Consider the following 25,873-nt stretch of genomic DNA (forward strand, 5'->3'; position numbering starts at 1 on the left):
TTGAGGTTTCAGGGTATCCCCTAACTGAATTTTTGTTGTAAGGCAGTTGTTTTACTGCTTTTTACGCTTTTATTAACATTGTATATTACGTAAATGATTGTTACTCGGCTCCAAACTAGTTTCAGTGCTTGTATTTTAATTTTATTAGCGACTGCTCTTTATGGCCAACCTCCAAAAATTGATAGCCTTACAGCCAAAACATACGAAGTAAAGGAGGATACCTCACGCGTTGACCTATTTATAGAATTAGCAAAAAATTGGAAAGACATTAATGTTGACTCTTCACTTTACTACTCCAATCTTGCAATTGATCTGGCTCGAAATAATGAGTATATCACTGGAGAAGCTCTGGCTTTGGATATCCAAGGTAGGACTCTCATGGAAAAAAAAGAATTTGAAGAAGCAGTCCAAACATTTGAAAAGGGACTGTCCCTACTCGAAGCTCATGACAAAATTTCTAAATCTGCTGCCGGATACCTTTTTAATGGATTGGCAATTACATATCACCTACAAGGAAAAATAGATCAGGCTGCAACAAACCTGGTTAAATCATATAAAGTTTTTGAGGCCATTCAAGATAGTAGTGGGGTAATTGGGAATGCTATGAATGCTGGTGTAGCCTATGTAGATATGGGAAACTTCATACAAGGTCTTGAATTCTACCAAATTGCCCTTTCATATGCCGAAAAAATGAATAGACGAAACTTTGTAGGTTTAATATATAACGATATTGGTGTAATCTACCGCAAACAAAATCAATACGAATTGGCCCTTGAATATTTCAACAAATCACTTGGAATAGTGTCTGCACTGGGGGATAAACCTGGTATGGCTAATGCCTTAAACAACTTAGGCTTAGTCTACGAAAACAATGGCGAATATGAAAAGGCGCTAGAGTCTTACGGCAGAACAATGGCATTGGATGAAGAGAATGATAATAAATATGGAATAGCACTAACCCTAAATAATGTAGGTTACATAAAAAGAAAGCAGGGAAAATATAATGAAGCCATCCATTCTTATACACGTTCCTTCGACATTATGGAAACGCTCAACAACAAATGGGGACAAAGTAAAGCACTTAAAGGTATAGGTGAAGTTTTTTTAAATCAAAAAGCATATGCAAAGGCCTACCGCCCTTTAAATGAAAGCTATGAACTTGCCAATGAGATCAACAACACAGAGTTGCTCAATCAAACCAGCTCAAACTTATATCAATACTATGAAGCTGTTGGTGATCCTAAAAATGCTTTAAAGTATTACCGGGTCTTCTATACGACACAGGACTCATTGTATAATGAGGAAAAAACAAAAAAGCTTGCCCGCATGGAAGCTGAATATGAGTTTCAGAAAGAGCGTGATAGTTTGGGTTTTGTACAGCAAAGAATGGCGATTGAGGCGAAGCAGAAAATCTCCAGACAGGCTCTTATACAAAGAGTTACGGCTGCAGGCCTGGTTATAGTTCTCATTCTCTTCATGATTATTTGGAGATACTCTCGCCTGAAAAGAAGAGCCAACCTTGAACTCGCAGAAAGAAATAATCAGATAGAAGCCCAAAATGAGGAAATCATTGCACAAAGAGATCAACTGGAAGAAAGAAACAAAATAGTTGAACAACAAAAGTTTCAACTTGAAGAGGTTAATGAAGAGCTAAAGGCTCTAAATGAAGAAAAAAATATGCTTATGGGCGTGGTGGCTCACGATCTCAAAAGTCCTTTAAATCAAATTGTTGGCCTTATTGATATCGCCACAAAATCTGTTGACAACATTCCTTCAGAACTCAATATATACCTGGAGAAAATACATTCAAGTGCTCACAACTCGACTCAGATGATCAACAGAATACTGGATATTGGAGCTATTGAAAGTAAGGAAGAAGCTTCTTTAAGTAACGTTGAACTCTACCCAATAGTAAAAAACCTTATTGATGATTTCCTGATACTGGCAGAAAAAAAAGATATCACACTAAATTTTGAAGGGGATAATGAACACCTCAGGGCGCTTGTTAATGAAAGTTATTATAAGCAGATCATACAAAACCTGATTTCTAATGCCATCAAGTTTTCGCCTAAAGGGAAGAGTGTCCATGTTAGCATATCTAAAAAAGGTAATCAGGTTGTAACCAAAGTAATTGATGAAGGACCTGGAATACCAGAGGCCGACCTGCCTAAGCTCTTCAATAAATATGAAACACTTACTGCTCGCCCGACTGATGGTGAGAGTTCTACAGGATTAGGTTTGGCTATCGTTAAAAAATACGTGGATGCGATGAACGGATCTGTTACTTGCGACAGTGACATCGAAAAAGGGACTACTTTTAGTGTTTTCCTAAAAGCGTGACGGGCATCCAGTTCAATTCAATTTTAGCAATATTTATCAAATTTAGCTGGACAAACCTTCTTAATATTGCTTTCAGCAATGAAAGACTATTACTACCAAAGAATAAAAGATGCCGTCAGTTTTATAGAACAAAATTTAAAGCATAACCTTTCTGTAGATGGTATTGCAGAACAGGCATGTTTTTCAAAATATCATTTTATTAGGCTATTTATGGCCATAACGGGCGATACAGTAGGAGGATACGTAAGGAAAAGAAGACTTACCAAAGCAGCGGAAGACTTAATTTTGACAGACAGCCCCATATTATCCATCGCCGTAGATTACCAATTTGAGTCTCAAGAGGCATTTACCAGATCATTTAAAAGCCTGTACCGCACTACTCCTTCAAAATACCGTAAGCGTGGTATACATCAGTTGGCTTTTCGAAAAAATGAGCTTTCAAGTGATACGATAGATCATTTGAAAAAATCTATTTCACGCGAACCTGAGTTTGTGATGACCACCCCAAAAAAGCTGGTAGGTATGTGTACCATAACTTCATTAACCAATAATAATATCCCTGAACTCTGGCTAAATTTCATATCTAGAATAAAGGAAATAGGGAATATTAGGAACTCCGGCAAATATGGCATACATTCTTATGATAATGAGTCAAAAGTAGAAGACTACTCCGAACATTTTACATTTAAAAAATGGGCTGCGGTTGAAGTAAGTCACTATGAAGATATACCGCCAGGACTTGACCGTTACACCATGCAGCCTGGAAAATATGCCCGATTCATACACAAAGGAGGTATTAAAGGCTTTCAAATGTCAATAGACTATGTATATGGCACCTGGCTACCTGCCTCAGGCTATCAGCTGGATACTCGAGATGATTTTGAGCATTACGGTGAGCGTTTTTACGGGCCTGAAAACCCAGAGTCAGAAATAGATATGTATATACCTATTAAATAATAATATCATGACAGATGTGATCTACGATAATACTTTTGAAGCATCAGATTTTAGAGAAAGTAACTTAAAAAAGGCTGATTACGAAGGCTGTTCTTTTATCAATTGTAACTTCAGCAATACCAATCTCGCGGATATCAATTTCATAGACTGTACGTTTAGCAACTGTGACTTAAGTATGGCTGTGCTAAACAACACGGCATTAAGAAATATCCATTTTAAAAACTGTAAACTACTTGGCCTGCGATTTGACCACTGCAAGCCTTTTTTATTCGAAGTTGCATTTGAAAAATGTCAGCTTAACCTCTCCTCCTTCTTTCAGTGTGTTCTAAAAAAAACAAGGTTTCAAAACTGTGAACTTAAAGAAGTAGATCTTGCAGAGGCTAATCTTACTGAAGCCGTTTTTGATAGCTGTGATCTCTCGGAAGCGATATTCGACAATACGACACTGGAAAATGCTGATTTGAGAACGGCTCATAACTATTCGATGGACCCTGATAAAAACAACATTAAAAAAGCTAAATTTTCGGCTGCTGGCGTTATCGGGCTGCTCGGCAAATATGATATTGTAATAGAACCATAAAACACCCCTCATGCAAACCCCAAGAATAGAAACAACACCCGAAAAGAAACTAGTTGGCAAATCCCTGGAAATGACACTTGTCGAGAACAAAACCCATGAGCTCTGGAAAAGTTTTATGCCCTACCGGAGTAAGATCAAACATCGTATATCAACCGATCTCATCAGTATCCAGGTTTATGATAAAGCTGCAGGTTTTAATGGCTTTGATCCACATGCTAAGTTTACCAAATGGGCCGCTGCCGAGGTATCAAATTTTGATCACCTACCGGAAGGCTTGGGTCAATATACCCTACAGGGAGGACTTTATGCTGTATTTATTCATAAAGGTACACCTGCAGATTTCCCTAAAACATTTCAGTTCATATTTGGCACCTGGCTTCCACAATCTCCTTATGAGCTTGACAATAGAGAGCATTTTGAATTATTGGGAGATAAATACAAAAACAATGATCCCAGTTCCGAGGAAGAAGTCTGGGTGCCTGTTAGAAGGGTCTAAATCAACGAGGAAAGTATTGCGACAGATTATTTTTTTGTTTTATAACAAATAATTTAATCAAACAATGACAATATCCCGTTAATTAGATAAAAAACATAACGGAATGATAAAAAGGGTAATCGTCTAGAACTGTTTTTCTGAGCCATATACACATACCATAAAACATTTGATGTGTTGAAGCCGACAAGAAATAGACTGGCTCTGTCTGCTTTACCGACGTCAAGGTCCTTATAGAAAAACTTAGTTGATAATATACATAGGCATGCTAGCACGAATGCTTATAAAGCAAAAAATCCTCTGAAGACCTTGCTTCAGAGGATAATTAGTTGTCTATAGTTGGCTTTAATTATTTCAAAGGTAGTATCCTCCCGATCAATTGCCAATCATACTACGACCAATGGCATATAACAACGTCTAAATGCGGTATTGAACAATGAACATAACTTCTTACTCATACAACCGATCATTAGCCGACCTATACAAAAGGATAATGCGGTAGCAAACTGGTCAAGAATATAAGGTAAACATACTGAAAAACAACTATATGCATCGACTCCAGCATCCTGTTTCTTTACGTTATAGATTTATATTAATTGAAAATTAATTCGCCTAAGGCATTCATGACATCTAGATAAAAGAGAAAATTACGAACTCACTTTGCCCACAGTCCATCTTCCTTCAGTTTATCTTCAGAAAAAAGCCATGCATAAGCAATTTCTCCATCTCTTACTTCAAACAATCCTCCCATATCAACGCTTTGATTACACTTTGCAGCAGTAAAACGGATAGGCACCGCCACCAAATCTCCACTCTCTTGCAATAATCCATTAAGCTTGATGACTAAATTTCCCTCCACTTCTTCTGTCATTCCAACAATCATCTTCTCAATTTCATCAGGACTATTTTTTATGCCAGAAAATTTGCTATTCCCTGGCTGATTCCACTTCACATCTGAAGCAAAATATGTAAGTGCCTTGGTTATATCTCCCATTGCAAGGGCATTAAAGCATGCATCAACAATACTCTTTGCTCCTATCTTTGTTCTTTGAGTCTTCAACATATACATACGTTTACGCTTTAACTATAAAACTTTCTAAGCCATGCATTGGCTGATTTTTTTTGGCTCTAAGGCTATTTCCCAGCTATCTTTCGCCCCCTCTGCTCTAAAAAGCTTTTAACATAGCACCCACTTTGTACAGGATGAATTTTACTCACCACTTACTCATTACCCTGTAAAATAGCTTAGTATCAAGATTATGAAGCCTATCAATACTACAGAAAGAATCACATCTTTTATATCATATCTATTCTTGTTGCTAGCCTTATCCTCCTCACTTAATGTACCATATGTAAGTCCATCAAGCCTTTTCTGCTCTGGTTTAGCTGTTAGCAGGCTTACCACAATACAAATGATAAGACACAAAACAAACAGAAGGATGCAGAAATGCAGGAAGTTCATAGTTGCCCAAGTATGTAAAAACCCAGTAAGTTTTTCCTTGTTAAGCTCTAATACTAATCTACTCATCCCCAGCAGGAATCCACCTATAAGCGTGGCTAGTGCTCCTGTCGAGTTAATCCTTTTCCAGAAAATACCCAGTAAGAAGACTACCGTTATCGGTGGAGCAATATAAGATTGAACGCTTTGCAAATATTCATACAATACCCCTGAAATATTGGCCATAACTGGTATCCAGGCAATTCCCAACATTACCACAATTAATGTTGCTATTCGCCCTACTGTCACCAGTTGTTTTTCACTACTCTCTGGCCTGATCTTTTTATAAATATCTACAGTAAATAAAGTTGAACATGAATTGAACACTGAAGCCAAAGAGCTCATTAATGCAGCTAAAAGGCCTGCTGCTGCTACACCTTTAATCCCTGTTGGCAGCAACGCAGCCATCATGGTCGGCAAAGCCTGGTCTGAAGATTCCAACTCCAGTTGTCCGGTCTTTGTCATTGCATAAGCTATAATTCCGGGAAGCAGGAAGATAAATACAGGGGTTAATTTCAGGTATGCACCAAAGATAGAACCTTTAAGGCCAACATTAATATTTTTGGCGGTCAGTGTCCTCTGTACAATGTACTGATCAGTACACCAATACCAGATTCCAACTATGGTACCTCCAAATAAAAGCCCTGTCCAGGGAAAGTCAGGATCAGTCACCGGCCTCCACATGTCAAAGTGAGCATTTCCGGCAATTTCCCGGAGCTCACCCCACCCCCCTATTTGGTATAGACCTATGAAGGTTACGGCGCCAGATCCTAATATTAATACAATCGTTTGCAGTGCTTCAGTATAAATAACTGCTCGCATTCCTCCTAAAACCGTGTATAGTCCGGTAATAACTACAGTAATCACTGCTCCAGTCCAGAAGTTCACACCAGTCAGAGCTTCTATTACCACACCACCTGCATATACTGAAACAGATACTTTTGTAATAACATAGCCCACCAGTGAAATAATCGACAAGAACCAGCGAGCTGTGCTATTGAACCTTCTTTCAAGAAACTCAGGCATAGTAAATACACCACTTCGTGCATAAAAAGGCAAAAACACCCACCCCAGTAACAACACTATCCAGGCATGAAGCTCAAAATGTGCCATAGGCATACCTGAAGCTGCGCCAGTACCAGCAAGGCCCACCACATGCTCAGAGCCTATATTAGAAGCAAATATTGAGGCTCCAACCACAAACCAGCCGGCATTCCTGCCTGCCAGAAAATAGTCTTCTGTATTATTTTTACGTTTTTTTATCACCCATACGGCAATTCCAAAGAGTACAAGAAAATATACCCCTATTACAATCCAGTCAAGTACTTCAAGTCCTACCATTGCTTATTTTGTTTTCCAGATGAATTGATTAATAAGGTTTTCAAAAAGCTCCTGTCTTCCACTTCGCAGTCTTGGCTCTCCGTTTTTATGAGCTATAGTATACAAGTCTTCCAAAGTCAGACGGCCTTCTTCAAATGCCTTACCATCCATGGTACTGAAGCTGCTGTATCTGGCTTTTCTAAGGTTATTATATTCTGAGTTCTCCAGAATATTATGCGATATCTCCAAAGCTCTGGCAAACGCATCCATCGAGCCTATATGCGCATAGAATATATCTTCCAGATCAGTAGAGTTTCTCCTGTTTTTCGCGTCGAAATTGATACCACCTCCTTTAAATCCATCCGCCTCCAGGATCACCAACATGGCTTCTACCAGCTCATATACATTGATAGGGAACTGATCGGTATCCCAACCATTCTGATAATCTCCCCTATTAGCATCCATACTTCCCAGAAGGCCTGCGTTGGCGGCCACCTGAAGCTCGTGGGCAAAAGTATGCTGGGCTAACGTAGCATGATTAACCTCTACGTTGAGCTTAAAGTCATTCATGAGGTCATACTCTCTCAAAAAGCCTATGACAGTAGCCGCATCAAAATCATACTGGTGCTTGGTAGGTTCCATGGGTTTGGGCTCTATGAAGAAGTTACCTTTGAAACCACTTTTCCTTCCGTAGTCTCGTACTATGTGAAAAAACCGGGCCAGATGATCTAGCTCTTTTTTCATATTGGTATTAAGTAATGAAAGGTAGCCTTCTCTTCCTCCCCAGAAAACAAAATTCTCACCATTGAGCTTCACGGTGATATCCAGTGCGTTCTTTACCTGAGCACCTGCATAAGCCACTATGTCAAAATCGGGATTAGTTGCAGCACCATTCATATAGCGTGGGTGACCGAAAAGGTTGGTAGTGCCCCATAATACTTTAAGACCTGTTTCTCTTTGCTTTTCCAGTGCAAAATCACTAATGATCCCCATCCTTCTCTCCGTCTCCTTCAGTGAATCTCCCTCATCTATCAGGTCAACATTGTGAAAGCAGTAGTAAGGCACTCCTAGTTTAGACATAAACTCAAAGGCCGCATCCATTTTGTGTTTTGCAGAATCAACAGCATCTCTACCTTCCAGCCATGGAAATCGCTTCGAAGGCAAGCCAAAAGGATCACCCCCTGTTCCACAGAATGTGTGCCAGTACGCCACGGCAAACCTGAAATGGTCTTTCATGGTTTTGTCTCCTACAATTTTATCTTCATCATAGTACTTAAAGGCCAAAGGGTTATCTGATTCAGGCCCCTCATACTCTATTTTTCCTATATTTTTAAAGTACTCCTTTGCCCCTATCACTACTTTAATTTCCTGATTATTCTCTTCAGACACGTTATTATTCATAGTTATATACTGGTTTATAGTTCTTGTTCCTATAATAAAAGTTTCTCCAAATCGGATTTCCATATTTCATAAGCGCCCCGATATTCGCCTGAGATATCAGCTTCATCATATACTTTAGCCACTTTCACCCCCGAAAGCGCTTCTTCTGCTGTAGCATAAGCTCCTATTGCCACTCCTGAAGCGCTTGCTGCTCCTGCAGCGCCTGTAGTTTCAATTACTTCTATTTTACAGCCTGTTATCGCTGAGATAGTAGTTGAAAAAACGCCAGATTGAAACAGGTTATCATTACCCACCCGGATCACCTTCGACTCTATGCCCATACTATTGAGTATCTCCATACCGTAGATAAAGGAAAACGCGATCCCTTCCAACGCTGCCCTGTAAAAATGAGCTCTACTATGGCGATTGAAATGCAAATTGATAATATGTGAGCCAAGAACTTTATTATCTAATATACGCTCAGCTCCATTGCCAAAAGGAATCACGCGCAAGCCTTCCGAGCTAACAGGCACCTGAGATACCATACGCTCCATATCTTCATATGTGGTACCGTTGTTAGATATTTCTTTCTTGAGCCAACTATACTGACTACCAGCTCCATTAATACATAGCAACAGCCCGATCCGCGGATCGTGGCTGGTATGGTTTACATGTGCAAAGCCGTTGATACGTGATTGTTTATCATAAACAGGATGATCTACCACGGCATACACCACTCCCGATGTACCTCCTGTCGCTGCAATTTCTCCAGGGTTGAATACGTTTAACGAAAGGGCATTATTCGGCTGATCACCAGCCCTATAGGAAACGGGCGTCCCTGGCTTTAAGCCTAACTGGCCTGCAGGCTCATTTAGTAACTTCCCTTGATCAGAAAAAGTGGGAACGATATCAGCTACCTTGCTTCTATCAATACCAAAGTAATCTAAAAGAAACTGCGCTACACATTCATTTTTAAAATCCCAATAAACACCCTCAGATATTCCTGAAACTGTAGTACATATTTCGCCTGTCATTTTTAGGGCAATATAATCGCCAGGCAATACAAACTTCTTTAGCTTATTATATATCTCCGGTTCATTATCTAATACCCATTTTAATTTGGACAGCGTGAAATTTCCTGGGGAATTCAACAAATGTGCATAGCACTTTTCTTTACCCAAGTCAGCAAATGCCTTTCTACCTATCTCTACTCCTCGGCTATCACTCCATATAATTGAGGGTCTCAGCACTTCATTGTTTTCCCCCAGTAGTACCAACCCATGCATCTGGTAGGATATACCAATAGACTTTATATGTTCTGCCCTCACTCCGGACTTTTCTAACAACTGCCTGGAAGCAATACATAAATTTTCCCACCATGTCTCAGGGTGTTGCTCAGCCCAACCCGGAAAATGGGATATCACCCCCATCTCTACCTCAGGGTAGTGTGTTACCTGTACTATCATCCGTGTATCAGCATTTACAAGCGCCGCTTTTATTGATGAGCTTCCTACGTCAAAACCTATTAGATATGAATCCATTGCTTTAGTTTATGTAAGAGGAGTAAACTACGCCACTCCTGATAATATTCCGCCTCAAGAGATTAAACACAAATTAAAACCTTTTAAAACAGGAATTCCCAAAACTATCTACTGCATCGATTCGCCATAAAACCTTCATTTCTACGTCAACTTTTCAATAACGAGTGCTACGCAAGACAATTAAATGACGTATAAGTGAAGTACAAAACAACAAAGAGAGGTTGATCAATAGCGTGATCGGGCAAATGGTTAAGAAGAAACCATTCTACAACCTGCATTTAGAGTTGGTCAATTATTTGAATAATTAATAAGTCAGGCTATGATTCCAGCTATTAACCATGATTCATATCATAAATATTCTGCATGACCTACATAATGATATCATGCTTCTGGTAAGGATATTCGTTGAAAAGTGCTGGTGACTCAAATCTGATCGATAAACTCTTCAAGCCCGATATCAGAATTCAGCTCAAGTTTTTTTCTTAATCTGTATCTTCTTGTTTCCACTCCCCTGACTGAAAGGTTAAGCTGGTGGGCAATATCCTTGGTACTGAGTTTCATTTTCAGTAACGCAGACAACTTGATCTCCGATGTAGAAAGCTGTGGATAATCTGTTTTAAGTTTTTTAAAGAAGTCACTATGGATCATCTCAAAATGCTTTTTAAATGCCTCCCAGCAAGCTTCCGAAGAAAGATGGCTATCAATTTTCCTCAATATTTTTTCATACTGCTGCTCATTATTGCCTAGTTCCTTCAACTGTCGAATATCGTTTTTGATCTCTGACAGAAACTCATCCTTCTTCTGCAATTGAAGATGTAAAGTAGTTAGCTCCTTACTACGGTCAGTAATAAGGCTTTCCATTTCCCTCAACTGGTTTTTAAGACTCTCACTGCTTTCCCCTTTACGGGGGCTCTGCATTAAAGCCCTCTCTAATGAAGATTCCCAAAAGTTATACGCCTGCTGACATAGTGCCCTGTTAAACTTTGGTTCATGTACTATGGTTGGGTTGATACCTTTCAAGGCTTCGTCCAGGGAAGCATATACCCCCGTGGCTACACCCGAAGCCCTTGCCGCTCCGATGGCAGCGGTTGTTTCCACTACCTCTATATGACAATCAAGTATAGTTGCAATTGTAGATGAAAATACCTCTGACTGGAACATATTGTCATTACCCACTCTCATGACATCCACATTGATACCAATCTCTTTTAAAATATTTATGCCTTTCACAAAAGAAAAGGCTACACCCTCCAGCGCTGCCCTAAACAGATGAGCACGGTTATGTCTGTTGAACTGAATATTGAAAATATGCGAGTTGACACTCTGGTTTTCCAGCATGCGCTCTGCACCATTGCCAAAAGGTAAAATGCAAAGACCATCACACCCAACTGGTACAGTAGAAACCATACGTTCCATATCATTATAATTCCTGTCGCTCCGTGCAATCTGGTGCTTCATCCAGCTATATTGAATACCGGCCCCATTCAGACAAAGTAAGACCCCTATCCTATCAAAGTTTTCTTCATAATTGACATGAGCAAAGGAATTAACCCTAGAACGTGGGTCAGAAATAGGCCTATCGACAACTCCGTACACTACACCCGAGGTACCACTAGTAGCTGCGATTTCATTAGGTCTCATCACATTAAGCGCCAGCGCATTGGTGGGTTGATCCCCTGCTCTATAAGTGACTGGTGTCCCTTTTTTGAGCCCGGTAAGCTCTGCTGCCTGCTTAGTTACAGTGCCCTGCACACCAAAAGTAGGTGCGAGATCTGGTATCATTTCCCTATCGATACCATAGTATTCCAATAGTTCAGAAGAAATTCTCTTTTCTTTAAAATCCCAGAATACACCTTCTGAAAGACCACTGATGGTAGTTTTAAGTTCACCAGTAAGTCTCAAGGCAATAAAGTCTCCTGGTAGTAAAAATTTGTAAGTCTTACTGTATATCTCTGGCTCGTTGTCTTTAACCCACTTTAGTTTTGAAGCTGTAAAATTTCCTGGTGAATTCAGCAAATGCTCCAGACACTTCTCCTTCCCTATTTCTCTAAATGCCTTTCTACCTATTTCAACGCCCCTACTGTCGCACCAGATAATCGAAGGCCGCAGGATATGGTGATCTCGATCAACGAGAACCAGGCTATGCATTTGGTAAGAGATACCGATACTTGCAATATCATGTGATTTGACCCCCGTTTGTTGCAATAAACGGCGGGTGGCCAGCATAAAATACTGCCACCAGATTTCTGGTTGCTGTTCTGCCCAACCACTTTGCCTGGAGATTATGTCCATTTCACTATCAGGGTATTGAACAACCCCAACGGTTTTGTTACTTTCCGCATCAAGCAATGCTGCCTTAATGGTAGAACTTCCTATATCGTAGCCAATTAAATACATATCAACACTTAACTTCCTACGTCAATGATACGTCATTTTAACAGAAAAACTAATAAAAAAACTCGCAAGGAACCTTAATTAATACCTTCTACAAAACTTCAAAATTGACAACAAGGGTTTTAAAACCCGTTACCTAAACATATATTGCAGCCACAAATATTTAAAATATACTTTATGAAACTATCACTATTATTTTTTGCAAGCCTAATACTTCTGGCCTCTTGTGGAGAAGTACGGGAAGAGATCACCTTTAACAAAGGTGGAGATGGCACGTATGAAGTATCTACCGACATCGTACCCATGATGAAAAAAATGATGCAAAGTACAGTAAAGCTTGCAAGCCAGGGCGGAGAAGAACTGGACAGTGCTGAACTTGCAGCTAAGGTTGAGGAAATGATATGGAAAGATTACCCTGATAAAATAGATTCTGTGATTTCATTGGAATCTAACCTTACCCCTGAAATGAAAAATGACCCAAAGATCATGTCAATGGTTGGTAAAACTACAGCGTATATGAAAGGAAGCCGAGAAGAAGGTTTCATTAAAACTGGTATTAAGTTTGATTTTAGCAATAGTGATGAGTTCATTTCGTTCATGGATATGGTCGAAGAAAACGGCCAGAAAAATGAACAAAAAAACCCGCTAGGAAAGACAAAAACTGAAATAACTGTAACCTCAAAGTCCTTTGTCAGAACGGTAGAATATCTAGATAAACCCGAAAGTGACGAATCCAATGCACTAGCTCTCCTTATGCTTCAGGAGATGAACATTATAACTGTATTGAACTTCCCAAAAAAAATTGACAAGGTTGATGTTACGCATTATGAAATCATAGAGAGGTCTGATAGATCAGTCACGCTGAAATATGACATCATAAAAGCTATGCAAAGTGATGACCAATCAGAGATCCGGATCAAACTGAAGTAGTATGGCACTGAAGGCATCAAGACCGGCAGCATCCAGAGTTAAAACTTCACGAAAGCTCTTTTTTGGAAAAACAGTTTTAATCGCTGCGTTGGCAACTTTAGTGGTTACCATTCTAATTGTCTATTTAACAGGCCTGTCAAATCACCGTACTATAATAGAAAACTCATTGATATCCTTATCGATATTATGTGTAGCTCTATTCACATTTATGACCGTCGGTTTATACAATGGTTTCAATATATATGATGACCTATCTCATAAACTGAAATTTACATGGAGAGGTAGCTCTTCGTGGACTGACGTTAACTTTAGCCCTGACTTACCTGTTGAACTCGATGGAGATGATGCCTGCGCCGGAATACTGATTTCTATTGTAGTCTGGATATTAGTAACTATTGGAATTATACTCTTTCTGTTTCTTGCAGAGCTTATTCTTTCTTTTGCATGGATAGCCTTGGTTGCAGTCATCTATTGGGTCTTTATCAGGGCATTAAAGCTTGTTTTTAGTAAATCCAGAAAGTGTGAAGGAAACCTGTTAAGGAGTTTTTATTACGGATTCTCCTATACCACCCTATATCTGGGATGGGTATATGGAGTCATCTACGTATCCGGGGCCATATAGCATAAGCCACTCCAACTTCAAATAAAAAATGAGGCTAGCCTCATTTTTTATTTGAAGTCCTATCAATTCAGCTCCACATCTGTAAAGTCATTCATCTTGGTAAAGTCCATCAGGGTATCACCAGAAGGTTGTGTTTCATAAACAGAAGCAAACTTACCTCCCCAAAAAACCTCATCGCACTTATAAGAGTAACGCGAATGCACGACTTGACTAAAAGTATCATCGAAACCTTTGATCATGATCAATATTTCCGCATCCATCGCTTCCATTTCCTCTTTAGTTTTGTTAGCAAGCGGGCTTTTCTCGTCTATTACATGCACCACTGTCCAGTTAAGTGGAAAATACAGAATAGAATTTCTTTCAAGGTCAAGATTGATATAGCTTCTTTTTAATATGCTTTTTCCATCTTTGTGCCTCTCAACGGTAACCAACATAACAGTGGCTTCCATTTCCATGAGATTGCTGTTTCTCATATTGGCAATTCTAAACTGGAGGCTGTTCAGCCCATCTTTGTATGGTGCAATTAATGCCTTTTTGCTATACATCAGCCTGGCAGAAGGCTTCGAAAACCTACCATATAACATACCCGTTATAATGGCAAAGCACATCCACCCTACGACCGCTTCAAAAGATGCCACAATATTAGCCCAATGCCCTATAGGATGAACCCCTCCATACCCCACTGTAGTAAAGGTTTGAAAGCTGAAGTAATAGGCTTCAAGAAACCTAACGTAAAAATGTCCGCCCCTTAGACCTCCAAGCTGGTCAACCCCCATAAGAGTATAAACCAAGGCAAAAACAGCATTTACTACTAACAGAAAAGTAAATACAACAAGAAAAAAGCGACTCCACGACATCTTTATCATCAACTGATATGTATCTCGTGTGCTTACCCTTAATCCAGATCGTATTACATTAAAAGACCCGTCCTGATTAATAATTCTTTTAGAATTAATAGTATACTGGGTACCCACACCTGGATCACGTGTTTGCTTTGAGTTTGCCATTTGCTAAAGCAGAATTTTATTCAGTTGAAAATTAAAGAAAATAAGCAACTTCTTTCCTTTCTAATAATATCATGACGATCTCCAGCAAACTATGCCTTTTAGGTTCCTGAGAAACTATCATCTGATTATGCTTTCTCTTCAATCACTCACGCTTGAAATTTTGCATTTCTCTGCTTGATCAACTTATAAATTTAAGTAATCATGATGTTAAACTTATATCAACTGCTAGATTTAAAACCGTAGATTGAAGCCACCAGCACCAGAAATTTGCCACAGTTTGTGTATACATTTCTCTACAATTCAATGCACCTGACACTTCTATAAAAGAGGTAAGAGCAATTGGTATTATTTTTTTATATACAAGATTACCTGAGATAAAAATTATCGTCAGTTGACTTGTAAATATTTAACATTTGTGCCCATGCTTAAAGAAAGACAACCAGACCAAATGATAGAGGATCAGATAACTTTGCTCAACTCTGAGGAAAATAAGCTACGGAAGTTTTTAGCCCATAATGAGGAAGCTAAAGCCTCCATAGATGTTTATATAAAAGAAATACAGCAGAAAAAGAAAAGGCTTTATAGCTTATGTGAAATGATGGGAATAGATAACAGAAAGAACCATGAAGATAAAAATTCTGCTTATGATAGCTGCATTCCCCAACCTGCAGGCAGATTTGGTAGCCGCCTGATTAGTGGACTAAAATGATGTAATTGCATAACATTAGATTTTAACGTATATTGAGATAACCACACTTAACAATGCCACGAATTATAAGCTTGTAAAATAGCCTGTTAATTTGTGGCATTGTTTCCATTGACGCTGTTCACCAATCGTCAAGCCTCAATACACACTACTTAAGCCTGGGAGTGTTTTCACCATGCCTTTTTAGATACGTGTTTAAACTAACATCGCAATCGTTTGCAATTTTCCACAGGGTTTGATTCCATTTCCACACTTATTGATTTTGTTAAACCTCAACTAAACAATTAAATCAATGATTATCAGTGATTTAAAACAAAATAAATAGTTTGGCATCATTTTAAGCTACAAAAAGTAAAATTGCTTGAATTAACACGATGACAATTAACCTATGGAAATAGACTATAACAGACTGGCTAAAAATGATGAGGGATATATTAACGAGATCAAGAAGGCATTAGAGGTACAATGCAATTTTAAAGCAGGTAAACTTATCGGACGGGTATTACACACTCTTCGCGGTAGCCTTACCTATTCTGAATCTGCTGATCTCATACAATTGCTACCTGACAGCATCAAAATCATTTATGTATCGGACTGGAGATTAAAGGCAAACAAAGTTGAGATCAACTGTCTTGATAGCTTTGTAGAATTTGTAATGCATAATGATAAAGCACACGTAGAACAGGTCATTTCAGGAGAGTCAATGGCTTTAAATGCCATTATTACAACTATAAAAATGCTCGACAGGCATATCCACTTTCTATCTCATGATTTTTTAAAATATCCTATTAAAAATGAAATAGAAGAAGCAATGTACAAAGCAGCATAAACTTTAAAACCTATGGACACACTAGAATACTCATACTATGTAAGAAAACACGCTAATGAATGGAGGGTAACCGTAAATAACCCTCTTTATGGCAGTGGTGTTACCAGCAGCTCCAAAGAAGAAGCCATCAGCAAGGCAATAGCATTGGCAAAAACGCATCTCCCTGCTCAAATTCTGATTTACTCAGAGCATGGCGAGCTGATCGAGAAGAGAATTTTTCCACGGTTCTCCGACCCAATCAGCTATGAAGCATGGTCATCAATATAAATCAAAAAAGAAACTGCATGGCTCCATTTGATAATGCTGTCAAGGTAACCCATTATCATTTTTTTAAACCATGTCAGAATTAAAATTACCTCAATTTCTGTATAACTTTAAGCAAGGGTTAATTGTTGCTGCATTAGTTTTTAAAATTCTATTGTTCAATTTAGCCCACCAAGTTGGTTTTACTTTTTGAAAAGGATATAAAAGTAGAAGATGAAGAAAAAGGTTTTACTCTGCGACAATGACCCTGATATAACAGAAATAGTCTCTTTAATACTAGCAGGCAAAGGATTTGAAGTATTTATATGCACAACATGCGAAGAAGTGCCCGAAAAAATAGAGAGTCACGCTCCTGATCTCATCATTATGGATCTGTGGATACCAGAGATGGGTGGTGAGCAAACCACTGCAATGCTTAAAAAATCTGCTAAATACCAAAATATCCCAGTCATTATACTCTCTGCCAATAACGAAATTGAAATGATTTCACAGCGTAGTGGAGCAGACGGTTTTATCACTAAGCCTTTTGAGATCAGAGAGCTTGTAGACACAATTAATGATCACATCGCTGCATAAGCCTGTTATTATTATGTACTATTCTTCAATCATAAATCCATCAAAATCAGTTAGGCAATGCCCTAACTGATCCAATGGTTATTCTAGTACGAATTTCAATAACACCATAGCCTATCCTATCACCGATTTCGCATCTTCAGTACTACAATCACTTTTCATGAATGTGAATGGTATACTTCCCGAGTTTAGCATTCTCAACATTTATATCAAATTTTACTTGTTCTTCACCGCGATTGGTAACAGTTGGCTTTCCCATCAGGTTACTGCCACTAGCACTTGAAATAGCAGTAAATGCTATTTTCGCCATGACTTCACTATTAGGAACTTGAAATAGCATTTTTATTTATTTTGGGAAGATTACTGCTTCTACTACCAAGTCATTGAATTCTATTATGTAGAAAACTTTACACACGAATGGAAATATTCTACCACCTGGAATTGCATTCATTCTGCTAAAACAATACCTCTATTCAAACTTTCAGTGTACATTAGACTCGAGAATCACCCATTGCATAGCCTCTACCTTTTCTGACATATCGAAGTACTTTACCTCTGCGGAAGTAAATGGTTTTGCAAACTTCGCTCCCCACTCCAGCCATTGCTTATCTCCCACTATAGCTACACGTTCAAAGTCATTAAAAATGCTTAATATCAAACTTTAAGTCTTTCCAAACAGCTCCCACCTTTACTTCCTCCAATTCCTCAATTTCACAATACAGATTAATTTTATCATAGTTCCTGATCTTATCTTCTAGTAGATTTACTATGGGGGTATAATCCCTGCCAGTAAGCTCTCCGCTCATACGGATAGCCACAGTATTATCATGGTTACTGGTTAATATTTCAATCATGGCTTTATTTTTATTGGTTTCATTTAAAAATGTAAAAAACCATACCGGTTTGATATGACCTGATTTGCTTTTTCACCTAATACTTCATTGTAAGTGCCTAAAAGTAGACTTTGCATGCTATTGAGGTACTGGAAAAACACCACACTTCATTTTATAATCATATTGATGGCCTAAGATTACCTTGATGTTATGTTTTCCGTTAATAAAAATGGAGGGCAACGGAACCTAAAAAAAACAAACCATTTAATTCACCTGTCGTTTTAATGATAGTCTGAGAAAATAGAAAATGAAAAATATAGCCCCATCTGTTGTACTGATTTTAATTTGCTCTGCATGTTTCGAGTATAACCCGAATCAGATTATCCTGGATGATGATGAAAAGAATCTTACAGCAAAAAATATTGCTCAAATTCAGAAAAAACCTGTTTCTAACATTATACGGTTTGCTCTAATGGGGGATACTCAGCGATTTTATGACGAAACAAAAGCTTTTGTCAAAAGCATTAATCAATATGACAGTATCGATTTTGTGGTACATGCCGGAGATATTTCAGACTTTGGCCTGGTCAAAGAATTTCAATGGATTCATGAACTCATGTCTGAAGCTAAGTTTCCATACCTTACCGTGGTAGGAAATCATGATTTGCTCGCCAATGGAAGAAAGGTTTATAACGAAATATATGGAAAGCTGGACTACTCATTCGAGTATGGGAACTACAAGTTCATTATGCTAAACACCAACTCGCGCGAATATGAATTTGATGGTACCGTACCAGACTTGATGTGGCTCCAAAATCAGCTTGAAGATAACCCCGATAATAAAAAAGTAATTGTAATCTCTCATATCCCTCCTTTTGATGGAGATTTTGATCCTGATCTGGAAGAAGCATATGCTACAATGCTTTCCAATGATCCTAATGTCATACTCTCCCTTCATGGCCACCGGCATTCTTTTGCTGATGATGAGTATTACGATGACGGTGTGCGCTACTTTGTAACCACCACTACTCAAAAAGCAGGCTATGCCATAGTTACCCTAACTACAAATGAGGCCCATATAGAAACCGTTAATTACTAATGAAAAAGCTGACTTTTATATTTCTTTTAATTACCTGCACTTTCGTCGCTACAGCTCAGGATAGTAGTACTACCCGAAAAAGTTGGTTAATCCCCGATCACGTAAAAACTCAGTTTGCTGGCAACATAGGTTTCCTCTCTGTTGGCACAGGCTATCTTCATGGTAAGGAAAAACTTGAGACAGACCTTTATGTAGGTTTTTTACCAAAAAGTATTGGGGGGGACCATATCGTAAGTATATCTACCAAAATGACCTATTCACCCTGGAAAATTGCTTTAAATGAAGAGTATACGGTGATACCGTTTTCCATTGGCCCTTATCTGAGTTACTCATTTGGGAGTCAATTTGATACCTTACTCCCTAACGAATACCCAAAAGGTTACTATTGGTGGGCCACATCATTACGTTTTGGAGCCTTTGTGGGAGGAAGAATACAAATGAATATAGGAGAGCAACAACGTATTAAATCATTTGATTTCTACTATGAGCTGGGAACTTATGACCTCGAGTTTTTGAGCTATATTCAAAATCCCAAAACACTCAAAGTCTCTGATATATTTAGCCTGGCATTGGGTGTAAAACTACGTTTAGATTAAAAGAAACCCGGGAGAAGATGCTACTCTTCCACCCGGGTTTCATAAGGGTAAATCAAGCAACGTCAGCCCTTATTCTTTATACATTTTATAATTGGTGACCTTACCATCTTCTGCAGTCAGTTGCAGGAAGTAAACCCCTGAAGGGATTGTCCCTGCATTCCACTCAACAGAGTGATGTCCGCTTTCCAAAACGCCATCCATAAATACCGTCACTCGTTTTCCTACATTATCATAAACCACAAGGGAAGTATAGCCACTCCTTTCGACATGAAAGTCAACGGTTGCCCCATGAACAAAGGGATTAGGGTATCCACCAATAGCCTTATCTACCGCCGAAACAGGTTGTTCTTCTTCGGAAGCAATTCGTGCTATAGATGCAGCATCAAGTGCATCCAGGTATGGCCGATAACTGTTAGAGAACTCATAACCATTGGCAATATCCCAGTTAATAGACCAGGTCATTAATCCTCGGAAATTGGCATAACCACTTGAGTTGATCAAAGTATAGTTTCCTCTAAAAGGAGTGCCTTTGATAAGATAATCCAACGCCTTGTACACATTAGCCGGTGTAGTATAGCCTCCACCCGCTGCTGCAGGAGCTGCCGGAAGCCCTATAGCCACCTGATCTGCTCTTAATGCAGGAAAACTTGTTGGATTGCTTGCCACAGGGAACCCCTGAAGTAGCATCTCAGCCATAGCTACATGAAAATCAGGTGTGCTTTGTGAGTAACACCTACCATCCAGACCTAGCATACAGCCAGAATTATAGTGTTGTACATGAATATAATCCATCTGATTTCTGAAAGCATAAATGACTGGTAAATAAGCCCCATATGCCCCGGCATAAGTACTATACCCACCTTGCACAAAGGCAGTTTCGGGAGCCATAGAAAGGATAAAATCGGAACTGAAGCTATTAATTACGGTTTGCGCTCCGGCTATGAAATGGACGATCTTGGGAGAAGTAGGGTTTCTAAAGTCCGTATCACCCGATACCAAAGACAATGAACTTCCTTCCAGGTCAATGTCCATACCACTGAAGCCATATTCGTTGATCAGGCTGATCATACTACTGCTAAACGCCTGTGCATCAGCACTACTGCTAACATCTATCGCTCCATTAGCACCTCCTATGGATATCAGCACCTTTTTACCCCGGCTCTTTAACAAAGCTACGTCATCTTTAAACTCCTGAATAGATGGGTAAATAGCGGGATCAGGCGTAAAGGTCATATTTGAGCCAGACGGAGTAGAAGGTTCTGCAAAAGCTATGTTGATGACATCCCACTTATCAGAAACATCTCTGAGTTTAAGAGTACCCGAGCCATTATTAAAGTTATGCCAATAACCTACCATGAGTCGCTTGGGCAGGTCTCCCCCACCTCCTCCGGTAGATTCCACGATTATAGACACTGACTCAGAAGTTGTTGCTCCTCCATCATTGTCAGTGGCTTTTGCAGTAAGTGAATAATTTCCGGCCAGACTGACCCAGTTTATTTCATAGGGACTGGTAGTATCCTCACCTATTTTCGAGCCATTCCTGAAAAATTCAACCTTGGAAACGGTACCATCAGTATCTGAAGCGTTAGCAGTAATGGTCACATTATCACCAGCAGTATAGGTACTTCCATTTACAGGAGAAGTAATGCTAACTGATGGGTTCTCATTGTCATCACCTCCGCCTCCACACTCACTCAGATATGTCCAGGCATCCTGCCAGTGCTGGCCTTCACCCGGAGCATATGCCCACGCAGCATTTGAAGAGCACCAACCTGGCACATTACAACGATACTTTTTATTTATATTTTGTACTTCCTGGTCCTGACTGTAAACATTCCCTGCTACATATTGAGGCAATCCAGAGCAACTGTCTCCTCCAGAGCCGCTAACTGTTACCGATACGGCAGACGAAGTTTTACTGGCTCCCTCATTGTCAAAAGCTTTGGCGGTGAAGGTAAAACTGCCGACACTAGCATTATTCAAGGTAAAGCTATAAGGTGAAGTATTGTCTTCACCTAGTTTTGTTGATCCCTGGTAGAACTCTACCCTCGAAACGCTGCCATTTGAATCCGAAGCAGTAGCCTGGATTTGTATGTTATCCCCTTCAGTATATGTGGCACCATTTGCCGGAGAGGTCAGGGAAACCGAGGGAGGCTGATTAGTTCCGCCTCCACCACATGGGCCAAGATTGGTCCAGTGCTCATAAGGATCAGAATACTGTTCAGGATTGTTATTTTGTGTCCAGTAGTTCGCACGGTATTTATTACCGTTATATTGTACCTCTTCCCCACCAGTATAAACCTGGGAAGCGCTCCATACAGACACACCATTACAATCAAGCTCTCCAGCCAATAACTGACCAGACGACATCAAAATGGCAAATATTAATATTAGCACCACGGCAAAGTGGTCCAATCTATATTTAGAAATATATTGCATAGTTAGTTTATCAAATTGTACATGAATGAATTAATGCAGGGCTGACCGGTATAGGCCAGCCCTGAAAATCAGAAGCTTACCCTGTTATTTTTTAAACATTTTCAGGGTCATCATGCGCCTATCGGCTTTTAACTGACAGTGATATAGTCCACCAGGAAGACTGGTAGTACTCAATTCATAATGGTACTGTCCTGCCTCAAGTTTTTGGTCCACCACTCTAATTACTTCCACTCCCAGACTGTTGTAGATCACAAGAGAAACATCTGCCTCTTGAGAAATGGAAAAATCAATAACGGTATACGCTGAGAAGGGATTTGGATAATTTTGCTTCAACGCGAAGGAATCAAAGTCTGCCTTATCAGAAACTTTAGCACTTCCTGCAGAAGCTATCCTTGCTACGGCGCTGCCACAGGCTCCAAGTTTTGTCCAGTGTCCATGAGGATCAGAAAACTCTTCAGGGTTATTGTTCTGCGTCCAGTAATTGGCCTGATACTTATTGCCGTTATACTGCACCTGAGCACCTCCTGTATAAACTTCAGAAGCCGACCATACTGGTAGCCCTCCGCAATCTCCTCCTCCTACGGAAGTTACCGAAACCGATACCGGCGCACTTGTGGCCGTAGCCCCATCGTCGTCCGTAGCTTTGGCTGTTAAGGTATAGGTACCGGCATTTACACCAGCCCAGGTAACTGTAAATGGACTGGACGTTGCTTCGCCAATTTTTGTGTTTCCATAGAAATATTCGACTTTAATTACCGTACCATCACTATCACTGGCAGAAGCAGTAAACATGATATCATCTCCCTCGTTAAATTCAGCGCCATTGGCAGGAGCCGAAATGGATACACTTGGAGCAGTATTACCCGGATCACCACCTCCGCACTCACCTAGCAGTGTCCAGGCATCTTGCCAGTATTGACCCGCTCCTGGCTCATAAGCCCATGCTGCATTGGATGAACACCAGCCAGGAACATCACATTTGAATTTTTTATTTAGGTTCTTTACCTCCTGATCCTGAGTATAGCCGGTGCCCGCCACGTATTGTGGTAAATTGGCACAATCCCCTCCGTCGGAAGTCTCTACTGTAACATTTACAATCTCAGAAGTGGTAGAAGCCCCATCATCATCGGTAGCTTTGGCTGTAAGAGCATAATTACCGGCTGTTGTACCGCTCCAGGTATAACTGAATAGTTCAGTTGTATCTTCTCCAAGTTTAGTAGTACCTGCATAAAACTCTACAAGAACAACTGTTCCATCAGTATCTGAGCCATCTGCACTGATAGTTAAAGTTGTACCTTCAACGTAGGTAGCTCCATTTGCAGGACTGGTAACAGATACCGACGGAGCCACGTTAGAGCCAGGTTCATTCACCGTGATGTTTACTATTCCTGAAGTGGTTGCGGCGTTATCGTCGTCTGTAGCCACCACAGTAAGGCTTTGAGCACCTAATGGTGCGTTAGTCCAGGTATAGCTGTAAGGAGCACTAAGGTCCTCCCCTAGTTTTGCTTGTCCGGCATAAAACTCCACTTTTGAAATAACACCGTCAGCATCTGATGCTGTTGCAGAAATAACAATGTCTGTACCCTGCTCAAAGCTGCTGCCATTTGAAGGANCTGTTGCAGAAATAACAATGTCTGTACCCTGCTCAAAGCTGCTGCCATTTGAAGGACTTGAAATGCTTGCCACAGGTGAGGTATTAGGGCAGTTTGGAGCACACCCACCTGCCATGATACCTTCGTAGATCTTATCTATAAGGGAATTAGATCCGGAAGCCACATCTTGTGTAGACTCCCAATACATGGCTCCTGCGAGATTATTACCATGTATATAGTCAATTTTATAGCCCAAAGACTGATTATCCTCATAAGAAATGAAGTGCCCCCCCATCTGGTTAGGGTTATACAAGTAAGGTACCTTCGCTACATCATCCCAATAACGGGTATACCCATTTTTGTTGATAAAACTTGATACCAGGTCTTTATAATCATGAACCCCTGAAGGCTGCCCCGGCTCATCCCAAGAGCCTGGAGGTGGCTGAGTAGCCGTTGAAGGCTGGTATAATCCATGAGAATCTCCTGCCTGTACATTACGCCACTCTCTGCTATAAATAGGCAAACCCGCAGTAATCTTACTGGCAGGAGCTCCCTTGCTCAAGTAGTGTGTAATGGCCGAGTTAACATTGAATTTAGGATCTATAATTGGAGTTCCATCAGGGTGAGTCCCTACGCCATCACCGGCACTGTTATGTAAAGGTGCATGATGTCCGGTGTAATTCGCCCATGCGCCATTCATATCATACGTCATGATGTTGGCCCAATCCACCACATCAAAAAAACCTGGAACATCCATTGCATCGATCTTTGAAGTACCGGCTCCCAGTGCAGCGGTGATGTAATAGTAGTTACCATCAATGGCTTGCTGAGCATCAAGTTCCGCACGGATGGCCTGTACCAGTTTGGTATAGTTGACTCCATCTTCAGGGCCACCTTTACCGGCATCATTTCCTCCGCCTCCCGGATACTCCCAGTCAAGATCTACACCATCAAACTTATACTTCACTAAAAACTCCCTAACAGACTTCGCAAAGGCCTGACGGTTGGCGGCTGTTGCTGCTGCTTCGTAGAAATGTGTAGACCATGTCCACCCTCCTACAGATATCAGTGTTTTCAGGTGCGGGTAATACTGCTTTAGTTGATAAAGCTTATCAAAACTTCCTCCCTCCTTTTGCAGATCAGCATACGGATCACCCACTACAATCTCGTAGGTTGATGGGTTAATGTTGGCAAATGCAAAATTGATGTGCGTCATCCTGTCTGCTCGTATGTTTTGAACATGAAAGTTTCTTCCATATACACCCCATGAAATATAGTATGCAATAATCTTTTGAGAAGGATCATAGCCTGACGCGGGGGCACACTGTGGCTGTCCGCAGGGTGAAGGAAACAATGGGCTCAGGTTTTCTACTTCAAACCCTGAGCCACTGATATTGGAGCCATGGATAGTACCATTAAATGGTGGTATGGATATACCTACATACTTGGCATTAACGGATATACTCACAGAGGCATTTGCTCCCAGCGAAGTACCTCCTCCCCAGGAAGGTGGTGTCCACTTGTACCTGTTATTGCCTAACGATGAAATGGTACCTGAATAACTGGTAACCTGAGAATAATAAGGATCGAGTTCAAACTCAATATAGTAGTCTTCAATGGTTGTTGATGTATGGTTAGATACCTTCAACGTTCCTGTAAAGTCTGGTGTAAGTCGCTGCCCCTGTGTCCATGAAGCAGAAAAATCCTGGGCCACTGCAGTTCCGAGTCCCATAAAAAAGATTAAAGCCAAAAGTAAATGCTGCTTAAAGCAAACTTTAAGTAATAGACATAATTTTTGGTAGGTCAATTTGGTCATAATATTGGTTTTAGGTTGTAAATCGCTTGGTGTGTTAGCACCAATAAGTCATGATTTATCAAAA

23 protein-coding genes are annotated in these 25,873 nt (G+C 40.1%); 12 read left to right on the forward strand and 11 right to left on the reverse strand.

All coding sequences use genetic code 11. The annotated features are described in order from the left end of the window. The first annotated feature begins 93 nt into the window (after nt 1-93). The 4 genes from JMN32_RS04740 (at nt 94) to JMN32_RS04755 (ending at nt 4,373) form a co-directional block, all read left to right on the forward strand. Nucleotides 94-2,340, forward strand: a complete 2,247-nt coding sequence (locus JMN32_RS04740) for an ATP-binding protein (protein WP_202855144.1) — start codon at nt 94-96, stop codon at nt 2,338-2,340. A gap of 78 nt (nt 2,341-2,418) precedes the next feature. Continuing rightward, nucleotides 2,419-3,297, forward strand: coding sequence for a GyrI-like domain-containing protein (locus JMN32_RS04745; RefSeq protein WP_202855145.1), 879 nt, complete (start codon nt 2,419-2,421; stop codon nt 3,295-3,297). 7 nt (nt 3,298-3,304) lie between these two features. Continuing rightward, nucleotides 3,305-3,877 carry a pentapeptide repeat-containing protein gene (locus JMN32_RS04750; protein ID WP_202855146.1) on the forward strand — a complete coding sequence of 191 codons (573 nt, stop codon included), beginning with the start codon at nt 3,305-3,307 and terminating at the stop codon, nt 3,875-3,877. A 10-nt stretch (nt 3,878-3,887) separates the two neighbouring features. Beyond that, the gene (locus tag JMN32_RS04755) at nt 3,888-4,373 is read left to right on the forward strand and encodes a GyrI-like domain-containing protein (protein WP_202855147.1); all 486 of its coding nucleotides are present in this window, start codon (nt 3,888-3,890) and stop codon (nt 4,371-4,373) included. A 652-nt stretch (nt 4,374-5,025) separates the two neighbouring features. On the opposite strand, the gene JMN32_RS04760 is transcribed toward JMN32_RS04755, so the two are convergent. The 5 genes from JMN32_RS04760 to JMN32_RS04780 form a co-directional block, all read right to left on the reverse strand. After that, a complete protein-coding gene (locus tag JMN32_RS04760; protein WP_202855148.1) occupies nt 5,026-5,433 on the reverse strand; it encodes a nuclear transport factor 2 family protein in 408 nt (135 codons plus the stop codon). Between the two features lie 165 nt (nt 5,434-5,598). Next, a complete protein-coding gene (locus JMN32_RS04765; protein WP_202855149.1) occupies nt 5,599-7,209 on the reverse strand; it encodes a sodium:solute symporter in 1,611 nt (536 codons plus the stop codon). A gap of 3 nt (nt 7,210-7,212) precedes the next feature. Further along, nucleotides 7,213-8,589 carry a xylose isomerase gene (xylA, locus tag JMN32_RS04770; RefSeq protein ID WP_202855150.1) on the reverse strand — a complete coding sequence of 459 codons (1,377 nt, stop codon included), beginning with the start codon at nt 8,587-8,589 and terminating at the stop codon, nt 7,213-7,215. A 29-nt stretch (nt 8,590-8,618) separates the two neighbouring features. Then, entirely contained in the window at nt 8,619-10,109 is a 1,491-nt protein-coding gene (locus JMN32_RS04775; protein ID WP_202855151.1) for a xylulokinase, read from the reverse strand. 423 nt (nt 10,110-10,532) lie between these two features. After that, nucleotides 10,533-12,506, reverse strand: coding sequence for an FGGY family carbohydrate kinase (locus JMN32_RS04780; protein WP_202855152.1), 1,974 nt, complete (start codon nt 12,504-12,506; stop codon nt 10,533-10,535). Nucleotides 12,507-12,680: 174 nt separating this feature from the next. On the opposite strand from JMN32_RS04780, the gene JMN32_RS04785 reads away from it, so the two are divergent. Both JMN32_RS04785 and JMN32_RS04790 read left to right on the forward strand, forming a co-directional pair. Continuing rightward, nucleotides 12,681-13,433 carry a hypothetical protein gene (locus JMN32_RS04785; RefSeq protein ID WP_202855153.1) on the forward strand — a complete coding sequence of 251 codons (753 nt, stop codon included), beginning with the start codon at nt 12,681-12,683 and terminating at the stop codon, nt 13,431-13,433. A 1-nt stretch (nt 13,434) separates the two neighbouring features. Then, complete coding sequence (locus JMN32_RS04790) at nt 13,435-14,055, forward strand: hypothetical protein (RefSeq protein ID WP_202855154.1); 621 nt, start codon at nt 13,435-13,437, stop codon at nt 14,053-14,055. 62 nt (nt 14,056-14,117) lie between these two features. Here JMN32_RS04790 and JMN32_RS04795 read toward each other — a convergent pair whose 3' ends face one another. Beyond that, nucleotides 14,118-15,062: an ion channel gene (locus JMN32_RS04795; protein ID WP_202855155.1), complete on the reverse strand. Its 945-nt coding sequence runs from the start codon at nt 15,060-15,062 to the stop codon at nt 14,118-14,120. A 421-nt stretch (nt 15,063-15,483) separates the two neighbouring features. Here JMN32_RS04795 and JMN32_RS04800 point away from each other — a divergent pair, with 421 nt between their 5' ends. From JMN32_RS04800 to JMN32_RS04815, 4 genes are all read left to right on the forward strand, one after another. Continuing rightward, on the forward strand, nt 15,484-15,771 hold the full coding sequence (locus tag JMN32_RS04800; RefSeq protein ID WP_202855156.1) for a hypothetical protein: 288 nt from the start codon (nt 15,484-15,486) through the stop codon (nt 15,769-15,771). Nucleotides 15,772-16,156: 385 nt separating this feature from the next. Then, nucleotides 16,157-16,597 carry a DUF2267 domain-containing protein gene (locus tag JMN32_RS04805; protein WP_202855157.1) on the forward strand — a complete coding sequence of 147 codons (441 nt, stop codon included), beginning with the start codon at nt 16,157-16,159 and terminating at the stop codon, nt 16,595-16,597. Nucleotides 16,598-16,609: 12 nt separating this feature from the next. Beyond that, entirely contained in the window at nt 16,610-16,864 is a 255-nt protein-coding gene (locus JMN32_RS04810; RefSeq protein ID WP_202855158.1) for a DUF2188 domain-containing protein, read from the forward strand. A gap of 210 nt (nt 16,865-17,074) precedes the next feature. Further along, entirely contained in the window at nt 17,075-17,437 is a 363-nt protein-coding gene (locus tag JMN32_RS04815) for a response regulator (RefSeq protein WP_202855159.1), read from the forward strand. 148 nt (nt 17,438-17,585) lie between these two features. On the opposite strand, the gene JMN32_RS04820 is transcribed toward JMN32_RS04815, so the two are convergent. The 3 genes from JMN32_RS04820 to JMN32_RS04830 all read right to left on the reverse strand — a co-directional run bounded on the left by JMN32_RS04820 (nt 17,586) and on the right by JMN32_RS04830 (nt 18,288). Next, a complete protein-coding gene (locus JMN32_RS04820; RefSeq protein WP_202855160.1) occupies nt 17,586-17,774 on the reverse strand; it encodes a hypothetical protein in 189 nt (62 codons plus the stop codon). Nucleotides 17,775-17,915: 141 nt separating this feature from the next. Next, nucleotides 17,916-18,092 (reverse strand): SpoIIAA family protein, encoded by a 177-nt coding sequence (locus JMN32_RS04825; protein ID WP_202855161.1) that lies wholly within the window; start codon nt 18,090-18,092, stop codon nt 17,916-17,918. Beyond that, on the reverse strand, nt 18,073-18,288 hold the full coding sequence (locus JMN32_RS04830; protein ID WP_202855162.1) for a SpoIIAA family protein: 216 nt from the start codon (nt 18,286-18,288) through the stop codon (nt 18,073-18,075). The genes JMN32_RS04825 and JMN32_RS04830 overlap by 20 nt, the downstream gene beginning before the upstream one ends. Nucleotides 18,289-18,574: 286 nt before the next feature. On the opposite strand from JMN32_RS04830, the gene JMN32_RS04835 reads away from it, so the two are divergent. Together JMN32_RS04835 and JMN32_RS04840 are read left to right on the forward strand one after the other, a co-directional pair. Continuing rightward, a complete protein-coding gene (locus JMN32_RS04835) occupies nt 18,575-19,366 on the forward strand; it encodes a metallophosphoesterase family protein (protein WP_238354355.1) in 792 nt (263 codons plus the stop codon). After that, on the forward strand, nt 19,366-19,962 hold the full coding sequence (locus JMN32_RS04840; RefSeq protein ID WP_202855163.1) for a hypothetical protein: 597 nt from the start codon (nt 19,366-19,368) through the stop codon (nt 19,960-19,962). The genes JMN32_RS04835 and JMN32_RS04840 overlap by 1 nt, the downstream gene beginning before the upstream one ends. A gap of 69 nt (nt 19,963-20,031) precedes the next feature. On the opposite strand, the gene JMN32_RS04845 is transcribed toward JMN32_RS04840, so the two are convergent. Together JMN32_RS04845 and JMN32_RS04850 are read right to left on the reverse strand one after the other, a co-directional pair. Beyond that, complete coding sequence (locus JMN32_RS04845) at nt 20,032-22,401, reverse strand: Ig-like domain-containing protein (RefSeq protein ID WP_202855164.1); 2,370 nt, start codon at nt 22,399-22,401, stop codon at nt 20,032-20,034. An 84-nt stretch (nt 22,402-22,485) separates the two neighbouring features. After that, nucleotides 22,486-25,809 carry a glycosyl hydrolase family 18 protein gene (locus tag JMN32_RS04850; protein ID WP_449528499.1) on the reverse strand — a complete coding sequence of 1,108 codons (3,324 nt, stop codon included), beginning with the start codon at nt 25,807-25,809 and terminating at the stop codon, nt 22,486-22,488. Nucleotides 25,810-25,873: the final 64 nt, after the last annotated feature.

It is taken from the genome of Fulvivirga marina (genome assembly GCF_016775155.1).
Classification (GTDB): Bacteria; Bacteroidota; Bacteroidia; order Cytophagales; family Cyclobacteriaceae; genus Fulvivirga; species Fulvivirga marina.

Coding starts and splice junctions, on each gene's coding strand:
- JMN32_RS04835 (WP_238354355.1), top strand. CDS start 18,575: ATGAAAAATATAGCCCCATCTGTTGTACTGATTTTAATTTGCTCTGCA.
- JMN32_RS04775 (WP_202855151.1), bottom strand. CDS start 10,109: ATGGATTCATATCTAATAGGTTTTGACGTAGGAAGCTCATCAATAAAA.
- JMN32_RS04795 (WP_202855155.1), bottom strand. CDS start 15,062: ATGGCAAACTCAAAGCAAACACGTGATCCAGGTGTGGGTACCCAGTAT.
- JMN32_RS04815 (WP_202855159.1), top strand. CDS start 17,075: ATGAAGAAAAAGGTTTTACTCTGCGACAATGACCCTGATATAACAGAA.
- JMN32_RS04760 (WP_202855148.1), bottom strand. CDS start 5,433: ATGTTGAAGACTCAAAGAACAAAGATAGGAGCAAAGAGTATTGTTGAT.
- JMN32_RS04755 (WP_202855147.1), top strand. CDS start 3,888: ATGCAAACCCCAAGAATAGAAACAACACCCGAAAAGAAACTAGTTGGC.
- JMN32_RS04820 (WP_202855160.1), bottom strand. CDS start 17,774: ATGCTATTTCAAGTTCCTAATAGTGAAGTCATGGCGAAAATAGCATTT.
- JMN32_RS04745 (WP_202855145.1), top strand. CDS start 2,419: ATGAAAGACTATTACTACCAAAGAATAAAAGATGCCGTCAGTTTTATA.
- JMN32_RS04785 (WP_202855153.1), top strand. CDS start 12,681: ATGAAACTATCACTATTATTTTTTGCAAGCCTAATACTTCTGGCCTCT.
- JMN32_RS04800 (WP_202855156.1), top strand. CDS start 15,484: ATGCTTAAAGAAAGACAACCAGACCAAATGATAGAGGATCAGATAACT.
- JMN32_RS04840 (WP_202855163.1), top strand. CDS start 19,366: ATGAAAAAGCTGACTTTTATATTTCTTTTAATTACCTGCACTTTCGTC.
- JMN32_RS04845 (WP_202855164.1), bottom strand. CDS start 22,401: ATGCAATATATTTCTAAATATAGATTGGACCACTTTGCCGTGGTGCTA.
- JMN32_RS04810 (WP_202855158.1), top strand. CDS start 16,610: ATGGACACACTAGAATACTCATACTATGTAAGAAAACACGCTAATGAA.
- JMN32_RS04765 (WP_202855149.1), bottom strand. CDS start 7,209: ATGGTAGGACTTGAAGTACTTGACTGGATTGTAATAGGGGTATATTTT.
- JMN32_RS04740 (WP_202855144.1), top strand. CDS start 94: ATGATTGTTACTCGGCTCCAAACTAGTTTCAGTGCTTGTATTTTAATT.
- JMN32_RS04790 (WP_202855154.1), top strand. CDS start 13,435: ATGGCACTGAAGGCATCAAGACCGGCAGCATCCAGAGTTAAAACTTCA.
- JMN32_RS04805 (WP_202855157.1), top strand. CDS start 16,157: ATGGAAATAGACTATAACAGACTGGCTAAAAATGATGAGGGATATATT.
- JMN32_RS04750 (WP_202855146.1), top strand. CDS start 3,305: ATGACAGATGTGATCTACGATAATACTTTTGAAGCATCAGATTTTAGA.
- JMN32_RS04830 (WP_202855162.1), bottom strand. CDS start 18,288: ATGATTGAAATATTAACCAGTAACCATGATAATACTGTGGCTATCCGT.
- xylA (WP_202855150.1), bottom strand. CDS start 8,589: ATGAATAATAACGTGTCTGAAGAGAATAATCAGGAAATTAAAGTAGTG.
- JMN32_RS04780 (WP_202855152.1), bottom strand. CDS start 12,506: ATGTATTTAATTGGCTACGATATAGGAAGTTCTACCATTAAGGCAGCA.